Below are 22,032 nucleotides of genomic sequence, written 5' to 3' on the forward strand. Positions count from 1 at the left end.
CAGTACGCGTGTACCTCGAACATCTTTCGCTGACCGATTTCCGCAGCTACGCGCAGGTTGACCTCAAGCTCGGTCCCGGTGTGACGGTCCTGGTGGGGTCCAACGGCATCGGCAAGACGAACCTCATGGAGGCCATCGGATACCTGGCCACCTTGAGTTCGCACCGCGTGAGTACGGATGCGCCCCTCCTGCGCTTCGGCACGGAGCGCGCCTTGATCCGGGCGAAGCTTGTTCGCGGTGAACAATCGACCGTGGTCGAACTCGAGATCAACGCCGGCCGTGCCAACCGCGGCCGGATCAACCGCGGAAATCCTGTGCGCGCCCGCGACATCCTGGGCATTTGCCAGACGGTGCTTTTCGCCCCGGAAGACCTTGCCTTGGTCAAGGGTGATCCGTCCAACCGCAGGCGCTTCATGGACGAACTGCTGGTCAGCCTCATGCCGGTGCACGCGGCCACCCGCAGCGACTACGACCGCGTGCTCAAACAGCGCAACGCTTTGTTGAAATCTGCCCGCACCGGGAAATTCACCTCAGGCCACGAAGCAACGCTCGATGTGTGGGACCAGCACATGGCGCGGGCCGGTGCCGAGCTCCTGCATGCACGGCTGGAACTCGTGGAACTGCTTCGACCCCACCTCAAGAGCGCATACGCCCAGCTGACCGACGGATCGAAGGAAGCGGGCGCGGTCTATCGATCTACCATCCAGGGCGTGTTGGACGACGACGGCGGTCCCGCCGAGGGTCTCGCGGAAGGTTCGGAAGGGGTTGAGGACCTCCGCACATTGTCCGTGGAACAACTCACCGAGCGCTATGTCCAGGCTTTCGCTGCCTCGCGCCGGAAGGAGTTGGAGCGCGGAATCTCCCTGGTCGGACCCCACCGCGACGAACTCGAGCTGGTTCTGGGCCAAGCCCCGGCCAAGGGCTATGCCTCCCATGGCGAAACATGGTCCATGTGCCTCTCCCTGCGCTTGGCCTCCTACTACGTCATGCTCGATGACACCCGAACCGGCGGTTCTGCTCCGATCCTCATCCTCGACGATGTGTTCGCTGAACTGGACGTGCAGCGCAGGCGTAAACTGGCTGCAATAGTGGCCGGTGCCGAACAGGTTCTGGTGACGGCCGCCGTCGACGCCGACATTCCCGAGGAACTGGCGGGGCGGCGCGTGAAGGTTGTGCCCGGAGGCATTGATGGAGAAGGATAGCCCCGGCGGACGCCAGCCGGGCAGGGACCCTGACGAGATCGACGCTGCCCAATCAGCGTTGAACCGGATGCGCGAAGCGGCCGCAGCGCGTGGCGAAATCCGCCGCGCTGCCCCGCGGACGGGCGCCGCTCCCAAACGCAAGGGCGTCCGCGACACCCGTGGATTCAGCCAATTCCACGGTAGCGGCCGGGATCCGCTTGGCTTGGGGAAAGTCGTCGGGAGGCTCGTGGCTGAACGCGGCTGGACGTCTCCCGTGGCCGTCGGTTCCGTGATGGCCGAATGGGATGCCTTGGTAGGACCGGAGATCTCCGCGCATTGCACTCCGGAGAGCTTCACCGACACCACGCTCCATGTCCGCTGCGATTCCACGGCCTGGGCAACGCAGCTCAGGCTCCTGAGTACAAGCCTCCTGGACATGTTCCGAAAGGAACTCGGAGACGGAGTGGTGACCTCCATTCAGGTGCTCGCCCCCACTGCACCGAGTTGGCGGAAGGGCGGCCGAAGCGTCAATGGGCGGGGCCCTCGGGATACCTACGGGTAACTTCCCCCGCGCCCATATTGGCGCATTTGCTTGAACGGCGCACAGGGGCGAGAAAACTCCCCGGACCGTACAGCTCCCTAGAGGGTGCTCTTTTGGCGGCTTGCAGATGGGGCCAGCGGCCTCCCAGAGCTACTTTCCTGAGCATAAGGGCCGGGTTTTGCAAGGAACTGCGCCCAGTCACGATAGAATCGGCATAGACAACTGGGCGCCGGTGAACGTTGATTGGCTCTGCTGAACAGCACTTGTATAAGCGGATCCGCCATTGACGAAGTAGCCGGCGTTAGCAGTGACGTCCCTGTTGGCGGCTGCCGTATCCCTGTGGTGTGTCCTGACGGACGTGCTTCCTTGGTGCGGTGACGGCCGGCGACCATCGAACACGGAGGAGTCGAAAGCGCCTGTGGCTAACGACAATGCAGAGACCTTGGCAGTAGATCCCGCGAAGGAGAACGCCCATAAGCCTGACACACCCTCGGGGTCCAAGGAGTACGGTGCGAGCGACATTACCGTTCTTGAAGGTCTCGAAGCGGTGCGTAAGCGCCCGGGTATGTACATCGGATCCACAGGCCCGCGCGGCCTCCACCACTTGGTGTACGAAGTGGTGGACAACTCGGTGGACGAGGCGCTTGCCGGATACTGCAGCCACATCGAGGTGACTCTGCAGGCCGATGGCGGCGTGAAGGTCGTGGACGATGGCCGCGGCATCCCGGTGGACATGCACCCCACGGAGAAGAAGCCAACGGTCGAAGTTGTCATGACCATCCTGCACGCGGGCGGCAAGTTCGGCGGCAGCGGCTATGCCGTATCCGGTGGCCTTCACGGCGTCGGTATTTCCGTTGTCAACGCGCTTTCGCGCAGGGTTGACACCGAGGTGCGTCGCCAGGGCCACGTTTGGCGGATGAGCTTCGCCGACGGCGGCAAGCCGCAGGGTGGACTCGTCCAGGGCGAAGCAACGGACCAGACCGGAACGTCCCAGACGTTCTACCCGGACGGCACCATCTTCGAGAGCACCGATTTCGATTTCGAAACCCTCCGCGCCCGGTTCCAGCAGATGGCCTTCCTCAACAAGGGCCTGCGCATCACCCTCACGGACGAGCGTCCCGTCGCAGGAGCAGGCGACGACGACCTGGATCTTGACGCGGTGGCGACTGAAGGCGAAGTGGCGGCCGAACACCGCACCGTCGTTTATCAATACGACGACGGCCTGCTCGACTACGTGAAGCATCTCAACTCGAACAAGAAGGTGGACGTCGTCCACGAGGACGTCATCGCCTTCGAAACCGAGGACACTGAGCGGCACATCGCCGTCGAGGTCGCGATGCAGTGGACCACGGCCTATTCCGAGAGCGTCCACACGTACGCCAACACCATCAACACCCACGAGGGCGGCACCCACGAAGAAGGTTTCCGTGCCGCGATGACCTCACTCATCAACCGCTACGCGCGCGAGAAGACCATCATCAAGGAAAAGGATGACAACCTGACCGGTGACGACATCCGGGAGGGCCTCACAGCCGTCATCTCCGTGAAATTGTCGGAACCGCAGTTCGAGGGCCAGACGAAGACCAAACTGGGCAACTCCGAGGTCAAGGGCTTCGTCCAACGGGTGGTCACCGACCAGCTTGGCGACTGGCTGGAACGAAACCCGGGCCCGGCGCGAGACGTCATCCGCAAAGCTGTCCAGGCGGCACAGGCCCGCATGGCCGCCCGCAAAGCCCGCGACAACGCACGTCGCAAGAGCCCGCTTGAATCCTTCGGTATGCCGGGCAAGCTGTCCGACTGCTCCTCAAAGGATCCCGCGCGCTGCGAGGTCTACCTCGTGGAGGGTGACTCCGCCGGCGGTTCGGCCAAGCGCGGACGCAACCCCGAGACCCAGGCCATCCTGCCGTTGCGCGGAAAGATCCTGAACGTCGAGCGCGCACGCCTGGACAAGGCGCTCGGCAACAATGAAGTCCAGTCCATGATCACGGCCTTCGGCACGGGCATCGGCGAGGACTTCGACATCTCCAAGCTGCGGTACCACAAGATCGTCCTGATGGCCGATGCCGACGTGGACGGCCAGCACATCACGACGCTGCTGATGACGTTGCTGTTCCGCTACATGCGTCCGCTGATCGAGAACGGCTATGTCTATCTGGCCCAGCCGCCGCTGTACCGCATCAAATGGTCGAACGCCCCTCACGACTACGTCTACAGCGACCGTGAACGAGACGCCAAGCTGGTCTCCGGCCAGGCCGCCGGCCGCCGGATCCCGAAGGACAACGGCATCCAGCGCTACAAGGGCCTCGGCGAAATGGACTACACCGAACTCTGGGACACCACCATGGACCCGGACCACCGCACGCTCCTGCAGGTCACCATGGACGATGCCCTGGCAGCGGACCAGACCTTCTCCGTGCTGATGGGCGAGGACGTGGAGTCGCGCCGGAACTTCATTCAGCAGAACGCCAAGGACGTCAGGTTCCTGGATATCTAGAGACTTCAAAAGCCCCTAGGAATATTCCAGTACTGACATATACCTGAAACGGAAATCATAAACTATGAGTGAAGAAACACCTGAGGTTCCCGCCGAGTCGGCCGGCATTCCGGAACCCGTACTTGAGGGCGACGTGCTGACTGACCGCGTGGACCAGGTGGACCTGCAGACGGAAATGCAGCGTTCCTACCTGGACTATGCCATGGCCGTGATCGTTGGCCGTGCGCTTCCGGACGTCCGCGACGGCCTGAAGCCTGTCCACCGCCGAGTGCTCTACGCGATGTTCGACGGCGGTTACCGCCCGGACCGCTCGTTCAACAAATGCGCCCGCGTGGTGGGCGAGGTCATGGGCCAATACCACCCGCACGGTGACACCGCGATCTACGATGCCTTGGTCCGCCTCATCCAGGACTGGACGATGCGCTATCCGCTCGCTCTTGGGCAGGGTAACTTCGGCTCCCCGGGCAACGACGGCGCCGCGGCTCCGCGTTACACCGAAACCAAGATGGCCCAGCTGGCCATGGAGATGGTGCGCGACATCGACGAAGAAACCGTCGACTTCCAGGACAACTACGACGGCAAGAACCAGGAACCCACCATCCTGCCGGCGCGTTTCCCGAACCTGCTGGTCAACGGTTCCTCCGGCATCGCCGTCGGCATGGCCACTAACATCCCGCCGCACAACCTCCGCGAAGTTGCCGATGGCGTGCAGTGGTACCTGGCCAACCCGACAGCCAGCCGCGAAGAGCTTCTCGAGGCGTTGCTTGTACGCATCAAGGGCCCGGACTTCCCGACCGGCGCCACTATCCTCGGTCACAAGGGCATCGAGGACGCGTACCGGACTGGCCGCGGCTCCATCACCATGCGCGCGGTGGTAAACGTCGAGGAACTCCAGGGCCGCACATGCCTCGTGGTCACCGAACTTCCGTACCAGGCAAACCCGGACAACCTGGCCATCAAGATCGCCGAACTGGTCAAGGACGGCAAGATCCAGGGCATCGCGGACCTCCGCGACGAGACGTCCGGCCGCACAGGCCAGCGGCTCGTAATCGTGCTCAAGCGCGACGCCGTGGCGAAGGTTGTGCTCAACAACCTCTACAAGCACACCCAGCTTCAGGACAATTTCGGCGCCAACATGCTGGCAATTGTCGACGGCGTACCCCGCACGCTGAGCCTGGACGCCTTCATCCGGCACTGGGTGGCCCACCAGATGAGCGTCATTGTCCGCCGGACCCGCTACCGCCTGCGCAAGGCCGAGGAAGAGGCGCACATCCTGCGCGCCCTGCTCAAGGCGCTGGACATGCTGGATGAGGTCATTGCACTCATCCGGGCCTCCAACACCACGGAGGCTGCCCGCGACGGCCTGATGGGTCTGCTGGAGATCGACGAGCTCCAGGCCCGCGCCATCCTCGACATGCAGCTCCGCCGGCTCGCCGCGTTGGAACGGCAGAAGATCCAGGACAGGCACGCCGAGCTTGAAGCCATGATCACGGAATTCAACTCGATCCTGGCCTCCGAACAGCGCCAACGCGACATCATCAGCCAGGAACTGGCCGAGATCGTGGCGAAGCACGGTGATGACCGCCGGACCCACATCCTCATGGGCTTCGACGGCGACATGTCCATGGAAGACCTCATCCCCGAGGAAGAAGTGGTGGTCACCATCACCCGCGGCGGATACGTCAAGCGCACGCGCAGCGACAACTATCGTTCGCAGCAGCGGGGCGGCAAGGGGGTCAAGGGTGCCCAGCTTCGCGGCGACGACGTCGTGGAGCACTTCTTCGTCACAACGACGCACCACTGGTTGCTGTTCTTCACCAACCTAGGCCGCGTGTACCGGGCCAAGGCGTACGAGCTTGCCGAGGCCGGCCGCGACGCCAAGGGACAGCACGTGGCAAACCTGTTGGCCTTCCAGCCGGACGAGCACATCGCCCAGGTCCTCGACTTGCGCGACTACGAGCAAGCCCCGTACCTGGTGCTCGCCACCAAGAACGGCCTTGTGAAGAAGACGCGTCTGGAAGACTACGACACCAACCGCACGGCCGGCGTCATCGCCATCAACCTTCGGGACGAGGACGAGCTTGTCTCGGCGCAGCTTGTGTCCGAAACGGACGATCTCCTCCTGGTATCCCGCAAGGGCCAGTCGATCCGCTTCACGGCCACCGACGAGGCATTGCGCCCCATGGGTCGTGCTACCTCGGGTGTGACCGGCATGAAGTTCCGCGAAGACGACGAACTCCTCGCGGCCGACGTGGTCCAGGACGGTTCGTTCGTGTTCGTGGTGACCGAAGGCGGGTACGCCAAGCGCACCGCCGTCGAGGAGTACCGGCTCCAGGGACGTGGCGGCCTGGGCATCAAGGTGGCCAAGCTTCAGGAAGAGCGAGGCGACCTTGTTGGTGCGTTGATCGTCAACGAAGAAGACGAAGTCCTGGTGGTCATGGAGGGTGGAAAGATTGTCCGCTCCGCCGTGGCCGGTGTGCCTGCCAAGGGCCGTGACACGATGGGCGTCATCTTCGCGAAGCCTGACAAGAACGACCGCATCATCGAGGTGGCCCGCAACAGCGAACGCGGCCTCGAGGACTCCGACGACGATCAGGGCGAGGGCACCGACGACGCCTCAAGCGTCAATAGCGTCGAAAATCCCGCCGGAGGAACGTCCGAGGCGGACGATGACGTAACGTTGGCTGCAAACGGCGGCGCCGATCAGGCGACCGCGACGGCCGAATCGGGATCGGCCGCAGGATCCGGTAATGGGTCCGGCGTCGAGCTGAACGAAGACAATACCGGAGGTAACGAGTGAGCAATTCGGACTCATATCCCAAGCCAAGCACGGGTGTCCCTGGAGGATTGCGGCAGCCGTCGGCTACTCCACGGGTAGACGCACCGGCCCGTCCCCAGCAGCGCCCTGCGGCATCCGCCTCGGGTGCGGCAGGAACTGGCGCGGAAAGGGTCCCAGGCCAGCGCCCGGCGGTTCCCGGTCAGCGTCCCGCCGTTCCTGGCCAGCGTCCCGCGGGAACCGCGGGAACCCAGCGCCCGGCGGGTCAGCGTCCCGCCGCGCCCGGCCAGCGCCCCGTGCAGGGCCAGCAGCGGCCCGCCGCCGGGACCCCCGGACTCGTGAAGCCGGCACCCAAGGCGAAAGTTCGCCGCGCGCGCCTGCTCGTCAGCAAGGTTGATCCGTGGTCTGTCCTGAAGATGGCATTCCTGTTGTCCGTTGCCTTGGGCATCGTGACTGTGATTGCGGCAATCGTGCTTTGGACCGTTCTGGACCTCACCGGCATTTTCAACCAGGTGGACAGCCTTCTCGGCACCCTGGCGGGCTCGGAAAGCGGCGGCTTCGAACTCAAGAAGGTCGCATCCCTCGGACAGGTTGCCTCCTTCGCAACCATCATTGCCGTGGTGAATGTTGTTCTACTGACTGCTTTGTCCATGCTGAGCGCCGTGCTTTATAACATTGCCGCAACACTCGTGGGCGGCATTGGCGTGACCCTCACCGACGACTGACCCAATCGGTCGGAAATTGGGGGAAACTGCTGGAAAACAGTGGTGAAAATACCTCGATTTGAGATCGGGCCGGGATGTGCTGTAAAGTCATGTCTCGGCCCGAAGAGGTATCGGGGCGTATAGCTCAGGCGGTTAGAGCGCTTCGCTGATAACGAAGAGGTCCCAGGTTCAAGTCCTGGTACGCCCACGGAACCTGCACAGGTTTTGTTAAAGGTTCAGGAAACTGAACCGGAACGGGGTGCATGTGAAGAAGTTGCTCGTAGTTGCAGCTGCGATCGCAGGCGTCCTGCTCTACAAAAAAGTGCAGGAATCCGAAGCCCAGAAGACAGTCTGGAGCAAGGCAACCGACACGGTTGACTAGCGAAAGGCGCCCCGTCTGGAGATGGCGAAAACCATCGAAGGAACTAGGGTAGTATGGACGGGTTGCTTCTTATGGGGGCATGGCGCAATTGGTAGCGCACCTGCTTTGCAAGCAGGGGGTTCGGGGTTCGAGTCCCCGTGCCTCCACCATAGGAAAGAGTCCCGGTCAGAAATGACCGGGACTCTTTGCGTTAACCGCCCCACTAAGGTTGAAATGTGAACTTCATTGTTGCTGCTTTGGGTGTGCTCGGCGTCGCGTCATCCGGACCCCTCATCGCCGGAACGCTTGGAGCTACTTCCGTCACGGCACTCGCTATCGCCTTTTGGCGCAACGCGATCGCCGCGGTCGTCATGGCCTCGCCGGTCCTGATCCGCGAGCCGCGCCAGTTCCGCAAGATCACCCGGAACGAGTTCACCTGGTCCGCTGTTGCAGCAGTGGCACTGGCCTTCCACTTCGCGTGCTTCATCACCGCGCTCCAACTCACCTCTGTCGCGGCCGCTACCGCCCTGGTGTGCCTGCAGTCCGCCTGGATCGCCGTTTTCCAGCTCCTCCGCGGCACAAAGCACCGCTGGCCGGTCCTCGTGGGCCTGGGTATCGCGCTGGGGGGCGTAGCCGCCATCACGGGCTTCGATATGGGATCCTCCCCGAAAGCCTTTCTTGGTGACATCCTGGCCCTCGCCGGAGGCGCCCTGGCCGGCCTATATACCTTGGCCGGAGGCAAAGCCCGCCAGAGCATGGGCATTGGAACATATACGACGCTTTGCTACGGGATCTGTGCGGCCATCGTCGCTGTGCTCGCCATCACGGGCGGCCAGCCGCTTGTAGGGTTCGACGCCGGCGGCTGGCTGGGGATCGTGGCCATCACCGTGTGTGCACAACTGGTGGGCCACACCGCCTTCAACCATCTCCTGGCGACCATGAGCCCGCTCCTGGTGTCCATGATCATCCTGCTGGAGATTCCGGGCGCAGCCATTCTCGCTGCCGTCTTCTTGCACGAGACCCTGCCGGCCGGTACCTATGCGGGACTCGCCTTGATCCTGGTTGGACTCGCCGTCGTCGTCGCCGGTCAGCGGAGCGGCAAGGGCGACGCCGAGGGCAAGATCGCCGAACTCGGCACTGACTGAGTGGCTAGAGGCCGCCTCGGCGGACGCCTTGGCCGGCATTGGCCGTGTGGATGGCCCGCAGAAGCTTGGCCGGGAAGTAGACCGAGAAGAACACCACCATGGGAGCCTTCAGGGCCATCTTCTTGACGTTGTGTGCCTTGTAGGTGCGGTCGAAGCGGGTCACGTAATAGCGGTAGTCGCGCGGTGAATCTTCGAGCCGGCGGGCAGACATGCCAGAGACCATCTGCGGCCAGTACTGCACCCTGAGATCGTGGTCGGCAAGGTGCAGGGAGAGATCGATGTCCTCGTGCATCTCGTCCCTTTCATCCAGGCAGGTTTCGTCCCGGATGGTTTCCCATGCGGAGCGGCGAAGCGCCATGTTGGATCCAAAAAGGAAGTGGTACTGGTGCTTCGCAAGCCGAAGCATGAGCTGGCGCATTTTGTCGTCGGCCTTGAGTCCGAATCGACGCATCGGCATGTCGTAGTAGACCACCGGACCCGTGGCCGCCTGCACCGAGGGATCGGCGAAGGCCTTTTGGACCTGCTCAACCCAGTCGGGTTCAACGACGGAGTCGGCATCGATCCGGCCGAGGATGTCCGACGTGGCTCGATTGAGGCCAAAGTTGCGGGTGGGGATGAGTCCCTGCGCTTTGTCCTGGCTCAGCAGCATGATGGGGCTTTCCGGGTATTCCTGCTGCATCTGCGTGACGATCTGGGCGGTGCGGTCCGTGGACTTGTTGTCAACGACGATGATCTCGTCCGCAGGTACTGACTGGTAGATGGCCGCGATCAGGCATTGCCGTATGACGCTTTCCTCGTTGTACGCCGGGATGATGATTGAAACGCTCGGCTTCACGGGTGCGACGGCTGCATTGGTGGCTGCATCTACGAAAGATCTATCGGCTGGCATCCCCATAAATCTAACATCACGGCGGTGTCACGTGAGGAAGCCTCCGGTGACAAGTGGCCAAACAATTGAAGGGACCCCGGCGAACCGGGATCCCTTCAACGTGGAGCGAATATGGCTGTTTGCCTAGGCCTCGTGCTTGCCGGCTTCGTCTGTGGCCGGCTGGTCCTTGGCCGCTTCGTCCTTGTGGAGGCTGGCGGCGATGTTCTTTACCGCGGTCTTGGCGTCGGTTGCCACTTTTGCTGCAGTGTCCGTAGCGTCCTCGACTGCGTGCTTTGCCTTCTCGGCTACGGCTTCGGCTTTCTCAGCAACGTTGAGTTTCACGTCGTCAATCGTGTCAGCTACCTTGGTGGCGGCCTCGTTCGCCTTGTCAGCGACCTTCTCGGCTGCTGCCGCGGCGGGCACCGGCGACGGCGTTACCGGGGCCGGGGTCTTCCACGGGTCCTCCACCGGACGGCTGGCCTTCCATGCCGCGACGCCGGCCGCGGCAGCTGCTGCAATGACCGTGAAGATCAGGAGACCGCGCTTTTTGGGCTTCCGGGTCTTGGCCAGTTCTTTCGAGACTGTTTTGGACGCTTCCTCGGCCGCGGCTTTCAGCTGGGCCCCTGTGGCTTGTGCTTGCTCCTGCAGATTGTGAACCACTCCCGAGTCCACCAGCTTCTGGGCGACTGCGTCCACCTGCGCGGGTGCATTCTCGAGGGCCTGGTGCACAACCACGGAGGCTTGCCCGAGCTGCTCCGAAAGCTTGGGCAAGTACTCCTCAACAACTTTGTCCCGCGCGTGGCTGAGCGCCGGGGTGGCTTTGTTAAGGGCTTCCTGGATCTTGGGTGAGGCGTCCTCGACGACGTCGTGGATCTTCGGCGCGAGGTTCGCCAGGCCTTCCTGGAGCTTCGGCGTGACGGTTGCAACGCCGTCGGCGAGGTTGTAGGCAGCCGATTTCAGGCCTTCCTGGAGCTTCGGCGACGCGGTGTCGATTCCGTGCTGGATGCGGGGAACAGCCCAGTTCACAGCTGCTTCGACGCGCGGTGTCGCCCAGTCCTTGGCATTTTCGACACCATTCACAACGGTGTGTTCAAGTTCGCGGGCAATCCGGTCCGATTTCTTCACAACTACCTCCCGATCAACATGCTCGTTTGTTGTTAGCCTACGTCGCTTGTTCGGCACCGGCTATTCATCCAGCGGATTCATGGAAGATTTCACCGAGCGCGGAACCGCCCTCCTGGCCGCCCCGGCGTTGACCCTGCGTGAAACAATGGCGATATGACCATCGCAACCGCAAAAGCAACTTTCCACACGAGCCTCGGTGACATCGTGGTTGACCTCTTCGGCAACCACGCGCCCAAGACGGTAGCCAACTTCGTTGGCCTGGCCACCGGCGAAAAGTCCTGGACGCACCCGGAGACCGGTGAAGACAAGACTGGTACCCCGCTGTACAACGGCACGATTTTCCACCGCATCATCAAAGACTTCATGATCCAGGGCGGCGATCCCCTCGGTCGCGGTATCGGCGGTCCGGGCTACAAGTTCGACGACGAGATCCACCCGGAACTCAACTTCAACGCCCCTTACAAGCTGGCCATGGCCAACGCCGGCATCCAGATGGGCAAGGGCACCAACGGTTCCCAGTTCTTCATCACCACGGTCAACACCGACTGGCTTTTCGGCAAGCACTCCATCTTCGGTGAGGTTGCAGACGAGGAGTCCAAGAAAGTTGTAGACGCCATCGAGGCTGTCCGCACCGGCATGGGCGATCGCCCCGTCGAAGACGTCGTCATCAACAGCATCGACATTGTCCAGCTCTGATCCCCGGAGCCTGAACCGCATATGAGTTACGGAATCCCGGCGGCAGGGCCGTCAGCAGACATTCCGGTGTGCCCCAGGCACCCGGACAGGCCCTCCTATGTGCGGTGCCAGCGTTGCGGGCGTCCCGCATGCCCCGAGTGCCAGCGGGCGGCCGCCGTCGGGTTCCAATGCATTGACTGCGTCAATGAAATGAAGCGTTCGACGCCGGCAGTGCGTTCCGCCTATGGCGGCGCCATTGCGACAGGACGTCCTTTGGCGACGTACATACTTATCGGGCTGTGTGCCCTGGTGTACGTGCTGCAATGGTTGATTCCCGGCGGTGTCGTGGAGAATCAACTCGCTTTTGCGTCCGTCTACGCCGCTCCGCAATACGGGGCCTTCGAACCCTGGCGGATGCTGACCAGCGCTTTTGTCCATTCCCAGGGCTTTGTCCTGCACATCGTGCTCAACATGTACATGCTCTGGATTTTCGGCCAGGTGCTGGAGCCGGTCTTGGGGCGCATCCGCTTCCTGGCCGTCTACCTGTTGTCCGCCATTGGCGGCTCTGTCGGTTTCCTACTTCTGACACCTGTTTTGCCTCCCACTGGAGTGGAAGGTGCGTCCGGCGCCATCTTCGGCCTCTTTGGCGCACTGTTGGTAGTTCAAAGCCGGCGCGGCGGAGACACCCGGCAGCTGTGGATCCTCATTGCCATCAACGGCGTGATTGGCTTCGTTGTCCCCGGCATTGCCTGGCAGGCCCATTTGGGCGGCCTGATCACGGGTGGCCTGTGCGCAGCCGTGATTGCCTTTGCTCCGCGTGGACCCCGCCAGGCGCTGTTGCAGACCGCAGGCATGGCCCTGGTGGCCGGGATTCTGGTCCTCGCTACCGTCCTTCGGGCCACAGCGGGCTAACAGCGCCCTGGCTTTACCCCAGGAGTTCCTCCAAGCGGTCCATCGACTCTTTGATGCCCGCATCCATGCCGCTGGCTACTGCCATGTCCCGAGCTTCCACCGAGGGAAACACGGAGTGCTGCACTACGCGCGTGCGGCCTCCGAGGTCTTCAAACCTGGTGGTATCCAGCGTGACTTGCCCCGGGGCGCCGTCGAACTCAAAGGTCTGGATGATCCGCAATGGCTCCTGGACCTCGTGGAAGACCCCGCGGAAACCGAACTCGTTGCCTTGTTCGTCCACATGCGTGTAGCGGTAGCTGCCGCCCGTGCGCGCGTCGTATGACTCCAGGCGCATTTCCAGGCGACGCGGACCCAGCCATTTGACGACGAGTTCGGGGTCCGTGAAAGCCTGGAACACGCGCGAGGGTGCGGCGTCGAAGTCGCGGCTCGTATCGATGAACGGCGTGCCCGCGGCGACGTCAATGGTTGTTGTGTTGGTGCTCATTGTTCTTCTCCTTTTCGGGACTGTCTTTGTCGGTTGTGCTGGCCAATAGTTCGTCCAGCCGGGCGAAACGTTCCTCGGCCTGAAGACGGTAGTTCTCGATCCACTCAGCCAAGGGACCCAGCGCTGTGGTGTTCAAATGGCAGGGACGGCGCTGCGCTTCCCTGCTCCTTGTGATGAGGCCCGCGCCCTCGAGCACTTGAAGATGCTTGGAGATGGCTTGGAGGGTGACGGTGAAGGGCTGGGCGATCTCGTTGACGGTGGCATCGCCCAAGGCCAACCGCGCGAGTATCTTGCGGCGGACAGGATCGGCGAGGGCCATGAACGCCCTGTTGAGCTGGTCTTCCGGGTCCAGCACCGCTGCAGCAATCGTGCCCGGCATGCTTCTCCCCTGGTGGGTTCGGGCCTGAGGATCGCGGATTTCGGGGTCCTCCGCCGTACTCAAGCAGATGGTTTATCAACTAGTTCATTGAATAACACCAGCTTAGAACTGCGCTTTCAGGTCCGTCAAGACTTTTGGATATGTTTTCCACAGGCCTTATCCACAGTGTGCGTAACTTACAAGCTTGTAGTTCGATGGTGAATGGACACTGTAGGGCGAGATGGCAGGGGCTGCGCTTTTCTCCGGCGATTAACGTCCACACCTGTGGATAACTTTTGCCCACACGCCTGTGGGTATGTGGATAAGAAGTGGGTTATCCGGGCGTGTGTGGACAACCTCAGTGTTCGCAGCCAAAAGAGCGCGGTATCAACAGAGTTATCAACATTGTTAATAACTCACATCGCTGTAGTTCGTTGTCTTTGCTGCCCCTGAGGCCCGCCGTTCCGGGAGTTTTCCACTATGCAGGCACGGTTTTTCCCCAACTGTGGATAACTTGTGGGTAGCTGCCTGTTGTTAAGTGCGTAACTTCGACTTAAGGTGCCGGCGCGCGGCTAACCCAACTAGCTCGCAGTTGTTGTCGTTTTGTAGCCTCATAACGACAACAACTGCGGGGCCCACGCCGCCAGGGTTCCCTGGCCGAGCTTGCGAGGCGAGGGTGGCGGTGGGGACTAGCTGGGCCCACGCCGGGAGGGTTCCCTGGCCGAGCTTGCGAGGCGAGGGTGGCGGTGGGGACCACTTGGGCCGCTCGCCACGTGGTAGCTGACCGGTGTCCGTAAGGGTGTCAGACCGGAACGTGTTCGGTCTGGGACGCAACTGTTTGGGGCCTGCGCGCAGCGTCGCTGATCCGCAACAGCAGGGCGACGATGATCCAGTTGGCGAGGAGGGAGGACCCGCCAGCGGAGAGGAACGGCGTCGTGAGCCCCGTGAGGGGAATAAGGCGGGTGACGCCGCCGATAATGATGAAGCACTGAAGGGCCATGGAGAAGGCCAGCCCGCAGGCAAGGAGCTTCCCGAAAGCATCCCGGATGCCCAGGGCGGCCCGGAACCCTCTCGTGAAAAGGAGCAAATAGAGGAGAACGATCGCGAACAGCCCGATCAGGCCGAGTTCTTCACCAAGGGAAGCGATGATCATGTCGCTGTTCGCGAAAGGCACCAGGTCAGGGCTCCCGAGCCCGAGGCCCTTGCCAATCAGGCCGCCGTCGGCCATCCCGAAGAGGCCCTGGACAATCTGGGCGCTGCCTCCGGGGAATCGGGTGAAGACCTGGGGGTCGAAAGCGTTGATCCACGCGTCAATGCGCAAGCCGACATGGGAAAAAATCTTTGCTGCGGCGTATCCGCCCAAAAGCATGAGCACGACGCCGAGGACCAGCCAGCTGGCCCGGCTTGTGGCAACGTAGATCATCACGATAAATAGGCCGAACAGCAGTATGGACATGCCGAGGTCGTGCTGGAAAACCAGTACGCCCACGCTCGCGGCCCACGCGGTGATCATGGGCCCGGTGTCCTTGATCCTGGGGAACTGCAGGCGCCCGAATTTCCTGCCGGCCAGCAGGATCAAGTCCCGGTTGGAGGACAAGTAGCCCGCGAAGAAGACGGCCAGCGTAATCTTCACGATCTCGCCGGGCTGGAACTGCAGTGAACCGAGGCGTATCCAGACATTCGCGCCGTTGATGTCGCCGGCCGAAATGCCGGGCACGAGGGGAAGGATAAGGAGGGCGGCGCTGACCGCAAGTGCAATGAAGGTGTAACGGCGCAAAAGCCGGTGGTCCTTCAATAGCCACAAAACGGCGGCCGCGACCAGGACCGAAACGATCGTCCATGTGAGCTGATTAGCCCCGGCAGTCGTACCGTTTGAGGCATCCAAGCGTCGGATCATGGCGATGCCGAGGCCGTTCAAAGCCACCACAATCGGGAGGATCACGGGATCCGCATACCTTGCCTTGAACCGCAGGACGACGTGGAAGATCCCCGCCAGCGCCGTCAAGGTACCGGCCTGAAGCCAGAATCCAACGTCGAGGGCTTCCTTCTTGTCGACACTGGTCATTGCAAGGGCCCCAATGCCGACGCCAAGTGCCAACACCAGCAGCACCATCTCCACGTTTCGGCGAGGCTTCGCCAGAATCGCTTGCTGGCTCATGGGCATCTTCTTTCGTGGATCTCGGGCGGCCGGCGGGTCCGGTTCGTTGGCTCAAGATCGGGTCAGTGGCTCAACATAAGGTTCAGTGGGCCATCATAACCGCAGCGGCTGGGGAGCGGTTGGGAACTGGATCCGGTCGATCAGCGGCAAGCGTCCGTAACGGCCTGTATCACCATGTCGTCGAGCTTGGGGAGCGCGTGTTCAAGCCGGTGCCTGGCCTCGCCGACAGTTTCTTCAATCGCTGACAGCGGCGCGTCGGCGACGACGATTGTCGTGGCGCCCTGCAGGCGATGGCCGACCCAACGCAGTTGCAGTTTTGGCACCGAGAATACACCGGGTGTCATTTCCAACGCCGCCTGGGCGCTGTCCAGCACCTCGGGTTCTATGCCGTCCATCAGGCGTCGTCCGATGCTGCGAACCGTTCCCCAAAGCAGGACGATGATGGCGGCCGAAATCAGCAGGCCGACAATCGGGTCCGCCAGAGGGAAACCGAGCAGAACGCCGCCTGCTCCAAGCACCACTGCGAGGGAGGTGAATCCGTCAATGCGCGCATGCACGCCGTCGGCAACCAGCGCAGCTGACCCGATCTGCCGGCCGACCCTGATCCTGTAGACGGCCACAATTTCATTGCCCGCAAAGCCTATGATTCCGGCCGCAAGAACCCACCACAGATTGTGCAGGGGTTGGGGATGGAAAAGGCGATCGATGGATTGCCATGCGGCGACCACTGCTGAAAGCGCTACGACGCCGACAATGAACAGCCCGGCAAGATCCTCCGCCCGCCCGTATCCATAGGTGTAGCGACGGGTTGCCGCACGACGTCCCAGTATGAACGCGATCCACAATGGCACTGCGGTGAGCGCGTCCGAGAAGTTGTGGATTGTGTCGGCCAGCAATGCGACGGAGCCGCTGATGAGGACCACAAGAAACTGCAGGACCGTGGTGCCCAGGAGTATGAAAAGGCTGATCTTCAGTGCCCGGACGCCCTGCGTACTCGACTCGAGGGCATCATCGATTGAATCGGCGGAATCGTGGGTGTGCGGGACAAAGAGCTCATACAGCCACCCCTTGAGACCCTTGTGGTGCGTATGGGAGTGTCCGTCGTGGTCGTGGTCGTGGTCGTGGTCGTGGTCGTGGTCGTGGTCGTGCACGTGGTGCTCGTGATGACCAATTTGCGGGTGACCGCTCATGCCGATTCCTGTTCTGCGCGGTGGTGTGCCGGGGTACCGCCCAAGGCGTGCTCCGCCTGGAATATTGCATCCGCGACTAGCTGGCGTGCATGCTCGTTCTCGAGGCGGTACATGACCCTGGTTCCGTCCTGTCGCGTGGAAACCATTCTCGCCAAGCGCATTTTGGCAAGGTGCTGCGACACTGCGGCCGGAGACTTCCCTAGGAGTTCCGCCAGAGCTCCGACGGCCATTTCGCCGTTCCGGAGCGCCAGGACGATCCGGACCCTCGTGGCGTCAGCCAGCATCGCGAATACTTCCACAGCCAATTCAACGTATTGGCTATCGACCCCCAGCGAGCAAGCACTCTTATCTGCATTCATACGCAGATTCTTTCACACATCCCGACTAAACCGATATCGCGGACCCGGGATAGCGAACCGGAAGCTGATGGGTCCGTGATGAGCGGGGCCAGAATGAAGTTCTCAATACCTCGGGAGTGAACTCTCCGTGAACCCGCGGACACTATCCACAGCCTTGTACACACTGGGTAAAACCACGGGACCAAGGCATGGGTGCTCGGCTATCGCCTGAATGTCGGGGATCCCGGCTTCATGTACATGGATGTCCACATGAATTGTCCACAGCTGTGGATAAAGTTACGCACTTCTGTGGAAAGAGGGTGGGTATCAGAGCCAAACTCCCGAGCTGCCCCGACGATGGCTGTCCAGAAGGTGGGTATCGATCATCCCGATCGCCTCCATCAGCGCGTACATGGTGGTGGGGCCCACGAACGCGAAGCCCTTTTTCCGCAGCGCCTTGGACAGGGCAATCGATTCCGGCGATTGGGTAGCGACGTCGGCAAAGGTGCGCGGTTCCGGCGTCGACTCCGGTTGGAACGACCACACGAAGTCCACCAACCCGCCCTCGCTCCGCAAGGCGATCGTCGCCTTGGCGTTGGTGATGGCCGCACGGATCTTGAGGCGGTTGCGGACGATTCCCGAATCCTGCATCAACCGCTCCACGTCCGCCTCCGTGAAAGCCGCGACGCTTTCAGGGTGGAAGTCCAGGAAAGCGGACCGGAATGCCTCCCGCTTGCGCAAAATGGTGGCCCAGGACAGGCCCGCCTGGAAGCCCTCGAGGCTGATGCGCTCATACAAGCCCCGTTCGTCCCTTACAGGCATGCCCCACTCGTGGTCGTAGTACTCCCGCATGAGCGGGTCAACGGATGCCCACGGCGGACGCGCAAGGCCGTCGTCGCCAATGATGGTGCCGTTCTCGGGCGGGTTCATAGCTGGTCCTCCACAGGAAGGCGGGCAGAAGCTGTTGTTGCCATTGTGCCCCGGTCCTACGACATTCCCGTGACGCGCATGGTGATGTTGATCCGCCCCCTCGGCAGCCCGCAACCTTCAGGAGCCGTTCCGGGGAGGACTTTGGTGACTCCGTGGTACGCAAAACGGGAAGCGCCTCCGAACACGAAGAGGTCTCCTGAGGAGAGCCCGACGTCGGTATACGGCTTGGTGCGCGTCTGCGTGTTTCCGAAGCGGAAGAGGCAACTGTCTCCCATGCTGAGGGACACCACGGGGGCCCGGGACTTTTCGTCCTTGTCCTGGTGCATCCCCATCTTGGCGGCCTCGTCGTAGAAATTCACCAGCGCAGTGTCCGGCGTGTAACCGGCGGCTTCGGCGGCGTCGCCGTACGCCTCCAACATTGCTTTGCGGCCCAGGCGCACCATCCAGTCAGGAAAGTCGAGGACCCGCCGCCCGTTGACGTCAAAGGCCTCGCGTGTGTATCGATAGGGCTGCCAGTGCCAGCCGAGGCAGACCGTCCGTACGGACATCGGGTGGCCGCCGGGAAGGACGGCGGCACGCAAGGGGACGGGACCCCGCGTCCACTCTTCGAAGCGGGCCACTATCCACCGCTGCTGCTCAAGGCTCAGCCAGCCCGGAACGTGCACCGCGCCGGGCGCGATCACCCGGGGACCGGCGTCGGGCGCGTCCGGCAACTCAAGGGGAAACAGCGGTTCCGTCCACCCGGAACTCATGCTGCCTCAAGAGCCAACAAGGCGCGTTTGGCTTCCGTGCCGCCGAGGTAGTTGCCGAACGATCCATCGGATTTCACCACCCGGTGGCAAGGCACAATCACCGGCAGCGGGTTGGTGGCGCAAGCGGTGCCGACGGCGCGCACGGCCCGCGGACTTCCGGCGGCCAAGGCCACTTGCGCGTAGCTTTCCGTATGGCCGTAGGCGATCTGCGGCAAATGTTCCAGGACACTGAGCCGGAACCCGCGCGAAAGGCTGAAATCCAAGGGGACGTCGAATTGGTGCCGGGTCCCGGCAAAATACTCGTCCAGTTCGCGGGCAGCCGGATCCAGGCGGCTCGCCGAGAAAAGGATCCGCGGACTGAGCTTTTCCGCGAGGAGCTGCAGTACGGCGTCGTGGTCTTCCACTTCGAACGCCACGCGCACCATGCCGCGTTCCGTGGCGGCGAGGAGCAGTTTGCCGATCGGGGAATCCACTGTGCGGTAGGCAATATCGAGCGTGTGCTGCTCCGCCGCAGCCGCTGCGAGGCGGTCGTGGAGCCGCTGCATGATGGCCGGTTCTGCGGATTCGAGGGGAGCGAGGAGCTCGGAGACGTCCGGATCGTCGTGGTGGATGGTCATGGGGTTTCTTCTTTCACGTAGCTCAAGGAGCTGTCGAGGAGAATGGTGCGCAACGCCTTGACGCCGTCGGCTCCCGCGCGGCGCGCGGCGTCGGGAGTTCCGCCGAGAAGCCCGGCGACTTCTTTGTATGGGAGCCCGGCGAGGTAGTGGTACGCCACAGCTTGGCGCTGTTTCGGCGGAAGCTGCCCGACGGCGTCGAGCACCTCCCGGCGACCGTCGCCGGGGATGCCGAGTCCGGACGGTCGCACAGGCAGTTCGTCCACGGGAACCGGCCGGCGGTTCCTGGAGCGGACGATGTCGATGGACTTGCGGTGGGCGATGGTGACGAGCCAGGCCTGGACGTTGGCACCCGCCGGTAGTTCGGGGTAGGCCTTCAACGCGGAGAGGAAAGTCTCGGACCAGCCGTCTTCCGCGTCATGGTCGCCGAGGACCGCGCGGCACACGCGCAGGACCGTGGGTCCGTGCTCGCGGACCACCAGCTCGAACGGCTTCTTGGGCTCCATTAGAAGAGCTTGCTTTCCTTTGCCGCCGCTGGTTCTTCCAGTTCCAGGAGGAACCGTTTGTTGTCGAGGCCGCCGGCGTAACCGGTGAGCTTCCCGTCGCGCCCCACAACCCGATGGCACGGGATGAGGATGCTCAGCGGATTGCGGCCAACTGCCGAGCCGACGGCCTGGGAAAGGTTGCGATCGCCCAGTTCAGTGGCCAATTCCCCGTAGCTGACGGTTTCCCCGTACGGAATTTCTTCGAGTCTTGCCCAGACCCGATCCTGGAAAGGATTCCCTGAAGCCTTGAACGGGACGTCGAACACGGTCCGCTCGCCAGCCAGGTACTCGCCCAGTTCAAGAGCGGTTTGCTGGAACAAGGGATCCTCAGCCGGTACGGCCTCACCGAAGAACTCCGATGGCGGCATATGCCAATGACCCTCGAAGAAAATGCCGGTCAGCAGATCGTCCTGGGCAGTCAGCGTGAGCCGGCCCAGCGGGGAATCAATGGTTGTGTGCCTGGTGGTCATGTCTGGTAGACGCTGCAGGCGGCCGAAATGTGAGGTCGCCGCTCAGGAGCGCCAGCGCGTGGTCATGAGGAAGCCGACGATCGCGATGCCGAAGCCCGCCACGATGTTCCAGGACGCCCATGCAGGCACGGGAAGCTGGCCGCTGGTGATGTAGAACGTGATGATCCACAGCAGGCCGATGATCATGAGACCGAACATGACTGGCTTGTACCAGATGGGGTTCGGTTTGTACTGCTGCGTGGTGGCCGCTTCGGTGGGGCGGGCTGCCCTCTTGCGGGGCTTGGACTCGGGCACGGTTCCTCCTTGGCCGGCTGAATGAAAGGCCGCGCGCCGGCTTGATATCCTGCAGGAAGGAAAATTCCAGCGGTCAACGCGCACGCGGCAATTCCGGGGTTCGTTCTAGCAGTCAAGTCTAGCCGGATTTCGGGGGCTGCTCGTCGTCGGGCATCCGCGCCTGCAAAGAGGAGATCCAGTGGCGCAGCAGCAGACGCAGCAAGCCGCTGCCGTGCCGGACGACGGCACAGGAACCGGCGCGGAGGGTTCCGGCCCCGCGGGACACAAGCCGCGCCCGGCGAGGCGCAAGGGACGGCCAAGCACGGGGGACGTCGTGCGCAAGATCGTCCAGGTCGTGGGCGAGTTGCTCGTCACCGCCGGACTTATCCTGCTGCTCTTTGTGGCGTGGGAACTGTGGTGGACCAACGTCGAAGCCGATGCCAAGCAAAGCCAGGCCGTCCAGGGTTTTGCCAAGAGTTTCGCGGGACCGGTGGCACCCGTTGTCCCTGCCGACCCTGCTGCACGGCCCGACTACGGGAAGCCCGTGGTTGCCGAGGCTCCCGAACACGGCGGCATGATCGGCATCATGTACATCCCTCGATTCGGCGCGGATTATTCGCGGCCCATCATCGAGGGCACCGGTTCCGACATCCTGGATACGCTGGGCCTCGGCCACTACGGAACCACGAGCATGCCCGGAGCCCCTGGCAACTTCGCCGTCGCCGGCCACCGCCAGACCCACGGCGCAGTGCTGGACAACATCCACCTCCTGGTTCCGGGCGACAAAATCTACGTGCAGACCAAAGACGGCTATTACACGTATGTCTTCCGCAACAACCAGATCGTGCTGCCCTCGCGGACGGACGTCCTTCTGCCGGTCCCCGCACAACCAGGTGCGACGCCCACCGAAAGCTACCTGACCATGACGAGCTGCAATCCGCGCTTCGGTGCGCAAGAACGCATCATCGCCTACTCCTTGCTGGAAAGCTGGCAGCCGGCATCAGCCGGGCCACCACAGGACATCGCCAAGCAAGTCGCCCAGACGGCCGGAAAGGGCTAAGCCATGTACGGATGGATCTTCCGCCACCTCCCGGGACCCCTCTGGGTGCGTATCCTGACATCAGCGGCACTCGTGGCA

Annotated in this window: 23 protein-coding genes and 2 tRNA genes; 12 read left to right on the plus strand and 13 right to left on the minus strand. The window is 62.7% G+C overall.

The window, feature by feature from the left end:
- Nucleotides 1-8: 8 nt before the first annotated feature.
- The 9 genes from recF (at nt 9) to VLA65_RS16010 (ending at nt 9,202) form a co-directional block, all read left to right on the plus strand.
- On the plus strand, nt 9-1,202 hold the full coding sequence (gene recF, locus VLA65_RS15970; protein WP_284988560.1) for a DNA replication/repair protein RecF: 1,194 nt from the start codon (nt 9-11) through the stop codon (nt 1,200-1,202).
- Nucleotides 1,189-1,743 (plus strand): DUF721 domain-containing protein, encoded by a 555-nt coding sequence (locus VLA65_RS15975; protein ID WP_306963410.1) that lies wholly within the window; start codon nt 1,189-1,191, stop codon nt 1,741-1,743. Before recF ends, VLA65_RS15975 begins: the two co-directional genes overlap by 14 nt.
- A gap of 397 nt (nt 1,744-2,140) precedes the next feature.
- Nucleotides 2,141-4,216, plus strand: coding sequence for a DNA topoisomerase (ATP-hydrolyzing) subunit B (gene gyrB / locus VLA65_RS15980; protein ID WP_306963408.1), 2,076 nt, complete (start codon nt 2,141-2,143; stop codon nt 4,214-4,216).
- Between the two features lie 64 nt (nt 4,217-4,280).
- Complete coding sequence (gene gyrA / locus VLA65_RS15985; RefSeq protein ID WP_306963406.1) at nt 4,281-7,016, plus strand: DNA gyrase subunit A; 2,736 nt, start codon at nt 4,281-4,283, stop codon at nt 7,014-7,016.
- Complete coding sequence (locus VLA65_RS15990) at nt 7,013-7,717, plus strand: DUF3566 domain-containing protein (RefSeq protein ID WP_306963404.1); 705 nt, start codon at nt 7,013-7,015, stop codon at nt 7,715-7,717. Before gyrA ends, VLA65_RS15990 begins: the two co-directional genes overlap by 4 nt.
- A gap of 113 nt (nt 7,718-7,830) precedes the next feature.
- A tRNA-Ile gene (locus tag VLA65_RS15995) sits at nt 7,831-7,904 on the plus strand.
- Nucleotides 7,905-7,961: 57 nt separating this feature from the next.
- Nucleotides 7,962-8,078, plus strand: coding sequence for a DLW-39 family protein (locus VLA65_RS16000; RefSeq protein ID WP_216363197.1), 117 nt, complete (start codon nt 7,962-7,964; stop codon nt 8,076-8,078).
- A 73-nt stretch (nt 8,079-8,151) separates the two neighbouring features.
- A tRNA-Ala gene (locus tag VLA65_RS16005) sits at nt 8,152-8,227 on the plus strand.
- A gap of 66 nt (nt 8,228-8,293) precedes the next feature.
- Complete coding sequence (locus VLA65_RS16010; protein WP_284988564.1) at nt 8,294-9,202, plus strand: DMT family transporter; 909 nt, start codon at nt 8,294-8,296, stop codon at nt 9,200-9,202.
- A gap of 4 nt (nt 9,203-9,206) precedes the next feature.
- Here the strand turns inward: VLA65_RS16010 and VLA65_RS16015 are convergent, their stop codons facing one another.
- Both VLA65_RS16015 and VLA65_RS16020 read right to left on the minus strand, forming a co-directional pair.
- A complete protein-coding gene (locus tag VLA65_RS16015; RefSeq protein ID WP_059388873.1) occupies nt 9,207-10,091 on the minus strand; it encodes a glycosyltransferase in 885 nt (294 codons plus the stop codon).
- A 123-nt stretch (nt 10,092-10,214) separates the two neighbouring features.
- Complete coding sequence (locus VLA65_RS16020; protein WP_307054154.1) at nt 10,215-11,195, minus strand: hypothetical protein; 981 nt, start codon at nt 11,193-11,195, stop codon at nt 10,215-10,217.
- 153 nt (nt 11,196-11,348) lie between these two features.
- Here VLA65_RS16020 and VLA65_RS16025 point away from each other — a divergent pair, with 153 nt between their 5' ends.
- Both VLA65_RS16025 and VLA65_RS16030 read left to right on the plus strand, forming a co-directional pair.
- A complete protein-coding gene (locus VLA65_RS16025) occupies nt 11,349-11,891 on the plus strand; it encodes a peptidylprolyl isomerase (RefSeq protein WP_059388874.1) in 543 nt (180 codons plus the stop codon).
- A gap of 21 nt (nt 11,892-11,912) precedes the next feature.
- Nucleotides 11,913-12,782 carry a rhomboid family intramembrane serine protease gene (locus VLA65_RS16030; protein WP_332603069.1) on the plus strand — a complete coding sequence of 290 codons (870 nt, stop codon included), beginning with the start codon at nt 11,913-11,915 and terminating at the stop codon, nt 12,780-12,782.
- Nucleotides 12,783-12,795: 13 nt separating this feature from the next.
- On the opposite strand, the gene VLA65_RS16035 is transcribed toward VLA65_RS16030, so the two are convergent.
- The 11 genes from VLA65_RS16035 to VLA65_RS16085 all read right to left on the minus strand — a co-directional run bounded on the left by VLA65_RS16035 (nt 12,796) and on the right by VLA65_RS16085 (nt 20,915).
- The gene (locus VLA65_RS16035) at nt 12,796-13,266 is read right to left on the minus strand and encodes an SRPBCC family protein (protein WP_284988567.1); all 471 of its coding nucleotides are present in this window, start codon (nt 13,264-13,266) and stop codon (nt 12,796-12,798) included.
- Nucleotides 13,241-13,645: an ArsR/SmtB family transcription factor gene (locus VLA65_RS16040; RefSeq protein ID WP_059388877.1), complete on the minus strand. Its 405-nt coding sequence runs from the start codon at nt 13,643-13,645 to the stop codon at nt 13,241-13,243. The genes VLA65_RS16035 and VLA65_RS16040 overlap by 26 nt, the downstream gene beginning before the upstream one ends.
- A 781-nt stretch (nt 13,646-14,426) precedes the next feature.
- Nucleotides 14,427-15,782 (minus strand): FtsW/RodA/SpoVE family cell cycle protein, encoded by a 1,356-nt coding sequence (locus VLA65_RS16045; protein ID WP_284988568.1) that lies wholly within the window; start codon nt 15,780-15,782, stop codon nt 14,427-14,429.
- Nucleotides 15,783-15,922: 140 nt separating this feature from the next.
- Nucleotides 15,923-16,972 carry a cation diffusion facilitator family transporter gene (locus VLA65_RS16050; RefSeq protein WP_332603070.1) on the minus strand — a complete coding sequence of 350 codons (1,050 nt, stop codon included), beginning with the start codon at nt 16,970-16,972 and terminating at the stop codon, nt 15,923-15,925.
- A complete protein-coding gene (locus VLA65_RS16055; RefSeq protein WP_059388880.1) occupies nt 16,969-17,331 on the minus strand; it encodes an ArsR/SmtB family transcription factor in 363 nt (120 codons plus the stop codon). The genes VLA65_RS16050 and VLA65_RS16055 overlap by 4 nt, the downstream gene beginning before the upstream one ends.
- Before the next feature lie 306 nt (nt 17,332-17,637).
- Complete coding sequence (locus VLA65_RS16060) at nt 17,638-18,240, minus strand: DNA-3-methyladenine glycosylase I (RefSeq protein ID WP_059388881.1); 603 nt, start codon at nt 18,238-18,240, stop codon at nt 17,638-17,640.
- Nucleotides 18,241-18,296: 56 nt separating this feature from the next.
- A complete protein-coding gene (locus tag VLA65_RS16065) occupies nt 18,297-18,992 on the minus strand; it encodes an alpha-ketoglutarate-dependent dioxygenase AlkB family protein (protein WP_332603071.1) in 696 nt (231 codons plus the stop codon).
- Nucleotides 18,989-19,609 (minus strand): methylated-DNA--[protein]-cysteine S-methyltransferase, encoded by a 621-nt coding sequence (locus VLA65_RS16070; protein ID WP_332603072.1) that lies wholly within the window; start codon nt 19,607-19,609, stop codon nt 18,989-18,991. The genes VLA65_RS16065 and VLA65_RS16070 overlap by 4 nt, the downstream gene beginning before the upstream one ends.
- Nucleotides 19,606-20,112, minus strand: a complete 507-nt coding sequence (locus VLA65_RS16075; RefSeq protein WP_307054150.1) for an RNA polymerase sigma factor — start codon at nt 20,110-20,112, stop codon at nt 19,606-19,608. The genes VLA65_RS16070 and VLA65_RS16075 overlap by 4 nt, the downstream gene beginning before the upstream one ends.
- Entirely contained in the window at nt 20,112-20,621 is a 510-nt protein-coding gene (locus VLA65_RS16080; protein WP_332603073.1) for a methylated-DNA--[protein]-cysteine S-methyltransferase, read from the minus strand. The genes VLA65_RS16075 and VLA65_RS16080 overlap by 1 nt, the downstream gene beginning before the upstream one ends.
- A 42-nt stretch (nt 20,622-20,663) precedes the next feature.
- A complete protein-coding gene (locus VLA65_RS16085; protein WP_059388883.1) occupies nt 20,664-20,915 on the minus strand; it encodes a cell division protein CrgA in 252 nt (83 codons plus the stop codon).
- 178 nt (nt 20,916-21,093) lie between these two features.
- On the opposite strand from VLA65_RS16085, the gene VLA65_RS16090 reads away from it, so the two are divergent.
- Entirely contained in the window at nt 21,094-21,954 is an 861-nt protein-coding gene (locus VLA65_RS16090; RefSeq protein ID WP_442880315.1) for a class E sortase, read from the plus strand.
- Nucleotides 21,955-22,032 lie beyond the last annotated feature (78 nt).

Origin of the sequence: Arthrobacter sp. S2(2024) (genome assembly GCF_036662515.1) — a bacterium.
GTDB lineage: Bacteria > Actinomycetota > Actinomycetes > Actinomycetales > Micrococcaceae > Arthrobacter.